The following is a 10,555-nucleotide window of genomic DNA, read 5'->3' as shown; positions in this document are numbered from 1 at the left end:
ATAACTCGTCGGCTGCGTCTTTTGTTTATAAGCCCCCGGACATGGCCGGCGCCCGGGTCGGCCGGCGAACGGGGGGGCGGGCGCCCGGGGAAACCCCGGACGCCCGCCCGCCGTGAATGCCTCGACCGGCTTGGCGAGGCTGTGCCTACTTGTTCCCGCGCTTGGCGAGGCTGTGCCTACTTGTTTCCGCGCTTCGCGAGGCTGTGCCTACTTGTTTCCGCGCTTCGCGAGGAAGGCCTCGACCTCGGCCTTGATCTCCGGCGTGTCGAGCCCGCGCACCGTCATCGTGGTGCGGCGGCGCAGCACGTCGTCCGAGGTGTACGCCCACTCGTTGTCCGCCGCGTACGCGACCTGCGCCCAGACGTCCGGACCGTCCTCGTGGATCGGCCGGCCGAGCTCCGGGTTCTCGTCGATCATGCGGGCGATGTCGAAGGACAGCGTGCCGTAGTGGCTGGCCAGGTGCTTGGCCACCAGCGGCTCCATCCGCGAGCCCGGCTCACGGTCGATCAGCAGGCGGTGCGCCACCGCGTTCGGCGCGCCGACGCCCGGCAGCGGGACGGTCGGGGCGATCGGGGACATGTCCTCGCCGAGGCTGGTGCCGGGCACGTGGGCCAGCTTCTCCAGGACGGCGCGGCCGATGTGCCGGTAGGTGGTCCACTTGCCGCCGGAGACCGACAGCATGCCGCCGCGGCCCTCGGTGACGACGGTCTCGCGCTTGGCGGCGGCGGTGTCGCCCGGGCCGCCCGGCAGCACCCGCAGGCCGGCGAAGGAGTAGGTGATCAGGTCGCGGTCGAGGTGCTCGTCGCGGATCGCGTGCGCGGCCTCGCCCATGATCTGGTCGATGTCCGCCTCGGTGGCCCGGACGTCCTTCGGGTCGCCGGTGTACTCCTCGTCGGTGGTGCCGAGGAGGACGTGGTCCTCCCACGGGATGGCGAAGGAGACGCGGTACTTGTCGATCGGGATGGTCAGCGCGGCGCGCCACGGCGAGCGGCGCTTGACGACCACGTGGGCGCCCTTGGAGAGGCGGATCGACGGCGCGGCGCCGGCGTCCTCCATCTTGCGCAGGTGGTCCACCCACGGGCCGGTGGCGTTCAGCACCAGGCGGGCGTCGATGCCGAACTCGCTGCCGTCCAGGCGGTCGCGCAGGTCGGCGCCGGTGACCCGGCCGCCGGTGAAGCGCAGGCCGGTGACCTCGGCGTGGTTGAGCACCACGGCGCCGGCGTCGACGGCGGCGCGCACGGTCATCACGGCGACGCGCGAGTCGTTCATCTGGTGGTCGCCGTAGACGGCCACCGAGCGCAGGCCCTCGGTGCGCAGCGCGGGCACCTGCTGGGCGGCGTGGGCGGCGGTGGAGACCCGGCCCATGCCGTCGCGGAAGGCGGACAGCGCGGAGTACAGGAAGACGCCGGCGCCGAGCTTGGCGGCGCCGTGCGGGCCGCCCTTGTAGACCGGCACGAAGAAGGTCAGCGGGTTGACCAGGTGCGGGGCCACGTCGGTGGAGAGCGCGCGGCGCTCCTTGTGGTTCTCCGCGACCAGCTTGACCGCGCCGGTCTGCAGGTAGCGCAGACCGCCGTGGACGAGCTTGGAGGAGGCGCTGGAGGTGGCGCCGGCGAAGTCGCCGGCGTCGACCATGGCGACCTTGAGGCCGGCCTGGGACGCGGTCCAGGCGACGGCCGTGCCGAGGATGCCGCCCCCGATCACCAGCAGGTCGTAGGTGGCCTTGCCGAGCAGCTCGCGGGTCTCGGCGCGGGAGGCGGTGTGGCCGGCGGTGCGCTCGGCGCCCAGGGTCGGAATGGTTGCCATGGTGGTTGTGTACGGCGCGCGCGGGTCGGGCGGCGCCGTTACTCCTCTCGTGTGCGGTGCGGCCTCTGCGGGAGAGGCCGGTCGGCCCGGTGCGGCGGGCCGGTTGAACCCGGTGACACCCGTTGCCGGAACAGCGGGCGGCCGGTCGGGGCGCGGGGCCCCGACCGGCTTGTCGGTCAGTTGTTCTCTTCCTCCTCCACCCAGCCCATGGTGCGCTCCACGGCCTTGAGCCACTTCTTGTACTCACGCTCCCGGGTGGCCTCGTCCATGCGCGGGGTCCACTCGGCGGCGCGGTGCCAGTTGGCCCGCAGGGTGTCGAGGTCGTTCCAGAAGCCGACGGCGAGTCCGGCCGCGTAGGCGGCGCCGAGGGCGGTGGTCTCGGCCACGTACGGGCGCTCGACCGGGGCGTCCAGGACGTCGGCGATGTTCTGCATGAGCAGGTTGTTGCTGGTCATGCCGCCGTCGACCTTGAGGGCGGTGAGCTCGACCCCGGAGTCCTTCTGCATGGCGTCGACGACCTCGCGGGTCTGCCAGGCGGTGGCCTCCAGGACGGCCCGGGCCAGGTGGCCCTTGGTGACGTACCGGGTCAGACCGGCGATCACACCGCGGGCGTCGGAGCGCCAGTACGGGGCGAACAGGCCGGAGAAGGCTGGGACGAAGTAGGCGCCGCCGTTGTCCTCGACGGTGTTGGCGAGGGTCTCGATCTCGGCGGCGGTGGAGATGATGCCGAGCTGGTCGCGCAGCCACTGGACGAGCGAGCCGGTGACGGCGATCGAGCCTTCCAGGGCGTACACCGGGGCCTGGTCGCCGATCCGGTAGCCGACGGTGGTCAGCAGGCCGTGGTACGAGTTGACGATCTTCTCGCCGGTGTTCAGCAGCAGGAAGGTGCCGGTGCCGTAGGTGGACTTGGCCTCGCCCTCGTCGAAGCAGGTCTGGCCGAACAGCGCGGCCTGCTGGTCGCCGAGCGCGGAGGCGACCGGGACGCCGGCCAGGTCGCCGACGGCCTCGCCGTAGACCTCGGCGGAGGAGCGGATCTCCGGCAGGACGGCCATCGGCACGCCCATCGAGTCGGCGATCTTCTCGTCCCACGCCAGCGTGTTCAGGTTCATCAGCATGGTGCGGCTGGCGTTGGTGACGTCGGTGACGTGCTTGCCGCCGTTGACACCGCCGGTGAGGTTCCAGATGACCCAGGTGTCCATGGTGCCGAACAGGATGTCGCCGGCCTCGGCGCGCTCGCGCAGGCCCTCGACGTTGTCCAGCAGCCAGCGGATCTTCGGGCCGGCGAAGTAGCTGGCCAGCGGGAGGCCGGTCTCGCGGCGGAAGCGGTCCTGGCCGACGTTGCGGCCGAGCTCGCGGCAGAGCGCCTCGGTGCGGGTGTCCTGCCACACCAGCGCGTTGTGCACCGGCTCACCGGTGTTCTTGTCCCACAGGACGGTGGTCTCGCGCTGGTTGGTGATGCCGATCGCGCGGATGTCGTCCTTGGTCAGGCCGGCCTTCTCCAGCGCGCCGCGGACGACCGACTGCACCCGGGTCCAGATCTCGGCGGCGTCGTGCTCGACGTAGCCGGGCTGGGGGAAGATCTGCCGGTGCTCCTGCTGGTCGACGGAGACGATCCGGCCGTCGGCGCCGAAGATGATGCAGCGGCTGGAGGTGGTGCCCTGGTCGATCGCGGCGATGTAGTTACCGGTGGAGGTCATGGGGAGGGTCCTCGGCTCGGGTTCGGGGGATACGGGGTGGGTGGGCCTGACGCGCGTTGTTCGGTCAGTCCCCGTGTACGGCGGGGGCGAACCCGTCCTTTAGAAGATGGCGTTGTAGACGCCACCGGCCGCGAGGCCGCCCAGGATCGGGCCGACGACCGGGATCCAGGCGTACGACCAGTCGGAGCCGCCCTTCTTCGGGATCGGCAGCAGGGCGTGCGCGATGCGCGGGCCGAGGTCACGGGCCGGGTTGATCGCGTAGCCGGTCGGGCCGCCCAGCGAGAGGCCGATGCCGACGACGGTGAAGGCGACCATCAGGGTGCCGGTGCCGGACTGGGAGAGGCCGGAGTTGGTGCCGATGGTGAGGATCGCGAAGCAGAGCACGAAGGTGCCGATGACCTCGGTGAGCACGTTCTGGATCGGGTTCCGGATCTCGGGGCCGGTCGAGAAGATGCCGAGGGTGGGCTCTTCGTTCGCGTTGAACTGGCCCAGGTAGGTGACCCAGACCAGGACGGCGCCGATGATCGCGCCGAGCAGCTGGGAGCCGAGGTAGAGCGGCACCTGGCTCCACTCGCCGCTCTTCACCGCGAGTGCGATGGTGACGGCGGGGTTCAGGTGGGCGCCGGACTTCGGAGCCGACATGTAGGCGGCGATGAGGACCGCGAATCCCCAGCCGAAGGTGATCGCCAGCCAGCCGGCGTTGACGGCCTTCGACTTCTTGAGGGTCACGGCGGCGCAGACGCCACCGCCGAGGAGTATCAGGGCGGCGGTGCCGAGGGTTTCGCCGACGAAGACGTCGCCGTTGGAGAACGCGGACACAAAGACTCCCTTGTCCATATGGCCCGGAGGGTAGGTGGGGGCAGGCGGCCGGTCGATCGCTGTGCGGATGAGCGCACTGTGGGAGCGATCTCTCCGGCCATCGTTCGACAATGTCGACCGTCATGCGGAAGCTTCCTCCCCAGGTCGCCCCCACGTCAAGGCAGGGTTACGCAGCTGTGACCCTCGCCTCGGCAGGTCCGTCGACGTTACCGAGCGGGGCGCCCCGAAACGGGACAAAACGCCAGAGGCGCGGACAGGGCTCCCGCCCGTCCGCGCCTCAGCGTGACGAATCGACGGCCCTCGGCGGGCCGTCCGTGGATGTGCTCAGAACCGCCCGGCGCCCAGGTCGCGGGAGATCGCCCGCGCCGCGCTGCGCACCGAGGCCACCAGCGAGGGCTTCACGAAGCCGTCCTCGCAGACCCGCTCGACCGCCCCGCTGATGCACACCGCGCCCACCGGGTTGCGCCGCCGGTCCTGGATCAGCGCGCCGATCGAGGCCACGCCCTCCCAGGTCTCCTCGATCGAGTCCGCCCAGCCGCGCTCCCGGATCAGCGCGCACTCGGCGTCCACGTCGGCCGCCCCGGTCAGCGTCCGCACGGTGTACGACTCGTACGGCCCGTCGCCCAGCTCCCCGCGCGCCACCGGGTCGTAGGCCACCAGCACCTTGCCCAGCGCGGTGCTGTGCAGCGGCTGCATCGAGCCCACCTCCAGCACTTGCCGGGTGTCGTCCGGCCGGAACACGTGGTGCACGATCAGCACGCCCTGCTGGTGCAGCACCCCCAGGTAGACCGTCTCCCCGGACGCCCGGGCCAGGTCGTCCGCCCACACCAGCGCCCGCGCCCGCAGCTCGTGCACGTCCAGGTAGCTCTGCCCCAGCCTCAGCAGCTCTGCGCCCAGCTGGTACTTGCCGGTCTCCGGGTCCTGCTCGACGAACCCCTCCTGCTGCAGCGTGCGCAGGATGCCGTGCGCGGTCCCCTTGGCCAGGTCCAGCGCCGTCGACACCTCGGACAGGCCCAGTCGGCGTTCACCGCCGGCCAGCAGGCGCATGATCGCGGCGGCCCGGGAAAGCGACTGGATCGGGCCGGGCATGGGTACCTCCGCGCTGAAAGGCGGTCGACAATGTCGACCACAGTGATGACGGGACGAGTCTGCCAGGCCGCCCGGACTCCGTGCACCTTCCCCCCGGGTAACCCGCCCCGGCCCTCCCGCCCGCGGCGCGGCCCGCCGGGTGCGCGGACGGCCCCGCGCCGGGCCCTCACCGCTCCCGCGCCGTCACCCCACCGCCCCCGCCCGCTGCGCCCGCAGCACCGTCACCTCCGCCGCCAGCGCCGCGATCCCGTCCGTCCCGACCCGGCAGCAGCCGCCCACCAGCCGCGCGCCGTCCGCGAGCCAGCCGCCCACCCGGGCCGAGCGGAAGGTCGGCTCGCCGCACCAGCCCCGGCGGGCGGCGTCCCAGCTCTCCCCGCTGTTCGGGTAGACCACCACCGGCTTCCCGGTCACCTCGGCGGCCACCGCCACCGCCCGGTCCGCGTCCTGCGGCGTGCAGCAGTTGACGCCCACCGCGACCACCTCGTCCACCTCCGCGGCCAGCGCGAAGGCCTCCGCCAGCGGCTGCCCGGCCCTGGTCCGGTCGCCCTCGACGCTGTACGACAGCCAGGCCGGCACCCCCAGTCCGCGCACCAGCCCCAGCAGCGCCCGCGCCTCGTCCGCGTCCGGCACCGTCTCCAGCGCCAGCACGTCCGGCCGGGTCGCCGCCAGCACCTCCAGCCGCGGCCGGTGGAAGTCCGCCAGCTCCGCGACGCTCAGCCCGTACCGGCCCCGGTACTCCGAGCCGTCCGCCAGCACCGCCCCGTACGGGCCCACCGAGGCCGCCACCCAGCGCCGCCGCCCGCCCGGCTCCGGCCGCGCCGCCTCCCGGGCCAGCTCCACGCTCCGCGCCAGCAGTCGCGCGGCCTGCGCCCGGTCGACCCCGCGGCGCGCGAAACCCTCGAAGCTCGCCTGGTAGCTCGCGGTTATCGCGACGTCCGCGCCCGCCGCGAAGTACGCCCGGTGCGCCGCCACCACCGCCTGCGGGTCGTCCGCCAGCAGCCGCGCCGACCAGAGCTCGTCCGAGAGGTCGTGCCCGGCCGCCGCCAACTGGTTCGACATCCCGCCGTCGAGCACCAGCGGACCGGCGGCCAGCGCGGCGGCGAAGTCCGGCGGGGGAGCAGTGGGCATCTCGGTCTCCTCTGGAAGAGTTCCTGGTCACAGCCTAGGGGTGGGCGCCCCCGGGCCGGGCAGGAAAACCATTTGCCGCCGGGGAACGCACTCGCTACGTTGTGCTCAGCCCGAGAAGAACAGCACCGGCAGAACAGGCCCGGTGGCACCGGCGACCACGGAGAGGAGCCCGGCGATGGCAGCGGACGACCAACCGCCCCCCACCGGGCCCGGAGCCGAGCAGCAGTGGCTCGCCGCGTACGACCCTCGCGCCTACGCCCCGATCGCCGTCACCGTGGACGTGGTCGCCCTGACGCTGCGCCACGGCGGCCTGCACGTCCTGCTCGTCGAGCGCGGCGCCCCGCCCCACCAGGGCTGCTGGGCGCTGCCCGGCGGCTTCCTGCGGGCCGGCGAGGAGGACCTGGACGAGGCCGCCGCCCGCGAGCTCGCCGAGGAGACGGGCCTGCTGAGCGCCTCCGCGGCCGGGGCCACGCCCTGCCGCCTCCACCTGGAACAGCTCGGCACCTACGGCGCCCCCGAGCGGGATCCGCGGATGCACGTCGTCTCCGTCGCCTACCTCGCCTTCGCCCCGGACCTGCCCGACCCCCGGGCCGGGACGGACGCCGCGGCCGCCGCCTGGCACCCCGTCTCCGACCTGGACCTCCGGCCCTGCGGCCGGTCCCGAGCCGCCGGTGCGCCCGCCGACACCCACGGGGGTGGTGTCGACGGGCGCCCCGGCCCGGTCTCGCTGGCCTTCGACCACGCCCGCATCCTCTCCGACGGCCTCGACCGGGTGCGCGCCAAGCTGGAGTACAGCCCGCTGGCCACCGCCTTCCTGCCGTACGACTTCACCATCCCCGACCTCCGCGCCGTCTACGAGGCGGTCTGGGACGAGAAGCTCCACCCCGGCAACTTCCACCGCAAGGTGCTGTCCGTGCCCGGCTTCGTCGAGAGCACCGGCGCCACCACCGAGCGCGGCGGCGCCCGCGGCGGCCCCCGCGCCCGCACCTACCACGCCGGCGACGCCCGCCTGCTGCACCCCGCGCTGCTCCGCCCCACCCGCGACGACCCGGCCGCCGCCGGCGCCCCCTGAGGTCCGGCGGCCCACGGCAACGCCGTCGACCGACCGGGCTACCATCCGGCCATGACCACTGACGAAGCGACGACCACCGCCGAAGCCCACCGGCCGTTCTCGCACTGCCACTTCTGCGGCACGCCCTACCCGCCCGGCACCCGCCTCTGGCCCCGCACCTGCCCCGGCTGCGCCGAGATCAGCTACCGCAACCCGCTGCCCGTCGCGGTCACCGTCCTCCCCGTCACCCGCCCCGACGCCGACCCGGCCCTGGTCGTCATCCGCCGCACCATCGAACCCGGCTACGGCGAACTCGCCTTCCCCGGCGGCTACATGGACTACGGCGAGAGCTGGCAGCAGGCCTGCGTGCGCGAACTGCACGAGGAGACCGGCATCACCGCCGACCCGGCCGACGTCACCCTGATCCACACCGCCTCCGACCCCGCCGGCCGCTTCGTCGTGCTCTGCGGCCTGCTCCCGGCCCGCCCGCTCGCCGAGCTCCCGCCCTCGCGCCCCACCGACGAGACCGACGGCTGGCTGCTCGCCACCGCCGACACCGCGCTCGTCTGGGACTTCCACAAGGGTGTCCTGCGCCGCTGGTTCAGCGGCGAGTTCACCCCCCGCTGACCCCGGGCCCGGCCTGCGGCGCGGGCCCCCGGCCCCCACCGGCCGACCCTGGCGCGGCGGCCGATCACATGGCATGGTCTGCACCGACAGCCCAACCGGACGGGTCTGCCACGAGCCCTCCCGTCCCCACCACCGGCCGGGAGACCACCACCGTGAGCACCCCACCGCAGGACCAGCCGCTCTGGCGCCCCAACCCCGCTCGCGCCGCCGCCACCCCCCTGGTTGCCTTCCAGGCCTGGGCGGCCGAGCACCACGGCGCCCCGGCCGCCCCGCTCGCCCCGGCCGACGACGACCAGCAGGCCGCCCAGCGCTACGCCGACCTGCACGCCTGGTCCACCGAGGACCTCGACCGGTTCTGGACCGCGATCACCCAGTGGTTCGACGTCCGCTTCACCCAGGCCCCCGACGCCGTCCTCGCCGACCCCCGGATGCCCGACGCCTTCCTCGCCGACGAGACCCGCACCGGCTCCCAGTGGTTCCCCGGCGCCCGCCTGAACTACGCCGAGCACGTCCTGCGCCACTCCGAGGACCCGGCCAACGCCGACCGGCCCGCCATCCTCCACGTCGACGAGACGAGCGGTGACCCGGTCCCGACCACCTGGGCCGAACTGCGCCGCCAGGTCCTCTCCCTCGCCGCCGCCCTGCGCGCCCAGGGAATCGGCCCCCACGACCGGGTCGCCGCCTACCTGCCCAACATCCCGCAGGCCGTCGTCGCGCTCCTCGCCACCAACGCCGTCGGCGCCGTCTGGACCTCCTGCGCCCCCGACTTCGGCGCCCGCAGCGTGCTCGACCGCTTCCAGCAGCTCGAACCGGACGTCCTGATCGCCGTCGACGGCTACCACTACGGAGGCAAGGCCCACGACCGCACCGACGTCGTCGCCGAGCTGCGCCGCGAACTGCCCTCGCTGCGCACCGTCGTCCACGTCCCGCTGCTCGGCGGCCCGGCCCCCGAAGGCGCCCTCGACTGGGCCGACCTGGTCTCCGGCCGGTCCCCGGGAGCGGACGGCGAAGCGGAGTTCGCCCAGCTCCCGTTCGACCACCCGCTCTGGGTGCTCTACTCCTCCGGCACCACCGGCCTGCCCAAGCCGATCGTCCAGAGCCAGGGCGGCATCCTGGTCGAGCACCTCAAGCAGGTCGGCCTCCACCTCGGCCTCGGCCCGCAGGACCGCTTCTTCTGGTTCACCTCGACCGGCTGGATGATGTGGAACTTCCTGGTCGCCGGCCTTCTGGTCGGATCCACGATCGTCACCTACGACGGCAGCCCCGGCCACCCCGACGCCGGCGCCCTGTGGTCGGTCGCCGCCCGCACCGGCACCACGGTCTTCGGCACCTCCGCCGCCTATATCGGCGCCAGCCGCAAGGCCGAACTCCACCCCGGCCGCGAGCTCGACCTCTCCGCCGTCCGCTGCATCGGTACCACCGGCTCCCCGCTCCCGCCCGACGGCTTCCGCTGGATCTACGACGAGGTCAGTGAGGACGTCTGGCTCGCCTCGGTCAGCGGCGGCACCGACGTCTGCTCCTGCTTCGTCGGCGGCGTCCCGACCCTGCCGGTCCACGTCGGCGAGATCCAGGCCCCCTGCCTCGGCGCCGCCGTCGAGTCCTGGGACGTCCAGGGCCACCCGCACATCGACACCGTCGGCGAACTCGTCGTCACCAAGCCCCTCCCGTCCATGCCCACCGGCTTCTGGAACGACGACAAGGGCACCCGCTTCCACGACAGCTACTTCGACATGTACCCGGGCATCTGGCGCCACGGCGACTGGATCACCGTCACCTCCCGGGGCACCGTCGTCATCCACGGCCGCTCCGACTCCACCCTCAACCGCCAGGGCGTCCGGATGGGCTCCTCGGACATCTACGAGGTCGTCGAGCGCCTCCCCGAGATCGCCGAGTCCCTGGTCATCGGCCTGGAGGAGCCCGACGGCGGCTACTGGATGCCGCTGTTCGTCGTCCTCGCCCCCGGCGCGGAACTGAACGACGACCTGGTCGGCCGCATCCGCACCGCGCTGCGCACCGAACTCTCCCCGCGCCACGTGCCCGACGAGGTCATCGCCGTCGACGGCCTCCCGCACACCCTCACCGGCAAGCGGATCGAGGTCCCGGTCAAGCGCATCCTCTCCGGCACCCCGCTGGAGCAGGCCGTCAACCCCGGCTCCGTCGACCGCATCGAGCACCTGCGCTTCTTCGAGCAGCTCCGCCTCGACCGCCGGGCCTGACCGGCCCCGGGACGGACGAGAGGGGCGGGCCCCCCCCCCCCGGGGGGGGGGGGCCGCACCCGGGTGGCCCGTGACCCCGGGGCCGGGACAAGCCGGGGGGCAACAGGGGGGCCGCGGGCCCGGGG

At 73.4% G+C, this 10,555-nt stretch carries 8 protein-coding genes; 3 read left to right on the top strand and 5 right to left on the bottom strand.

The features are described 5' to 3' along the window. Window positions 1-207: 207 nt before the first annotated feature. The 5 genes from ACFWJ4_RS39340 to mmuM all read right to left on the bottom strand — a co-directional run bounded on the left by ACFWJ4_RS39340 (window position 208) and on the right by mmuM (window position 6,536). Window positions 208-1,803 (bottom strand): glycerol-3-phosphate dehydrogenase/oxidase, encoded by a 1,596-nt coding sequence (locus ACFWJ4_RS39340; protein WP_359911133.1) that lies wholly within the window; start codon window positions 1,801-1,803, stop codon window positions 208-210. 176 nt (window positions 1,804-1,979) lie between these two features. Next, on the bottom strand, window positions 1,980-3,500 hold the full coding sequence (gene glpK / locus ACFWJ4_RS39335; RefSeq protein ID WP_359911136.1) for a glycerol kinase GlpK: 1,521 nt from the start codon (window positions 3,498-3,500) through the stop codon (window positions 1,980-1,982). A 99-nt stretch (window positions 3,501-3,599) separates the two neighbouring features. Continuing rightward, on the bottom strand, window positions 3,600-4,319 hold the full coding sequence (locus tag ACFWJ4_RS39330; protein WP_380553658.1) for an MIP/aquaporin family protein: 720 nt from the start codon (window positions 4,317-4,319) through the stop codon (window positions 3,600-3,602). Between the two features lie 324 nt (window positions 4,320-4,643). Beyond that, window positions 4,644-5,408: an IclR family transcriptional regulator gene (locus tag ACFWJ4_RS39325; RefSeq protein WP_359911141.1), complete on the bottom strand. Its 765-nt coding sequence runs from the start codon at window positions 5,406-5,408 to the stop codon at window positions 4,644-4,646. Between the two features lie 183 nt (window positions 5,409-5,591). Continuing rightward, window positions 5,592-6,536 (bottom strand): homocysteine S-methyltransferase, encoded by a 945-nt coding sequence (gene mmuM / locus ACFWJ4_RS39320; RefSeq protein ID WP_359911143.1) that lies wholly within the window; start codon window positions 6,534-6,536, stop codon window positions 5,592-5,594. Between the two features lie 175 nt (window positions 6,537-6,711). On the opposite strand from mmuM, the gene ACFWJ4_RS39315 reads away from it, so the two are divergent. The 3 genes from ACFWJ4_RS39315 (at window position 6,712) to ACFWJ4_RS39305 (ending at window position 10,430) form a co-directional block, all read left to right on the top strand. Then, window positions 6,712-7,608: an NUDIX domain-containing protein gene (locus ACFWJ4_RS39315; protein WP_380553655.1), complete on the top strand. Its 897-nt coding sequence runs from the start codon at window positions 6,712-6,714 to the stop codon at window positions 7,606-7,608. Between the two features lie 51 nt (window positions 7,609-7,659). Continuing rightward, window positions 7,660-8,214 carry an NUDIX domain-containing protein gene (locus ACFWJ4_RS39310; RefSeq protein WP_359911148.1) on the top strand — a complete coding sequence of 185 codons (555 nt, stop codon included), beginning with the start codon at window positions 7,660-7,662 and terminating at the stop codon, window positions 8,212-8,214. 68 nt (window positions 8,215-8,282) lie between these two features. Further along, window positions 8,283-10,430, top strand: coding sequence for an acetoacetate--CoA ligase (locus ACFWJ4_RS39305; protein WP_380553652.1), 2,148 nt, complete (start codon window positions 8,283-8,285; stop codon window positions 10,428-10,430). Window positions 10,431-10,555: the final 125 nt, after the last annotated feature.

The organism is Kitasatospora sp. NPDC127067 (assembly GCF_042724755.1).
Taxonomy (GTDB): domain Bacteria; phylum Actinomycetota; class Actinomycetes; order Streptomycetales; family Streptomycetaceae; genus Kitasatospora; species Kitasatospora lactacystinica.
The sequence above is the reverse complement of the archived record's forward strand: the minus strand, read 5'-3'. Positions and strand labels throughout refer to the sequence as shown.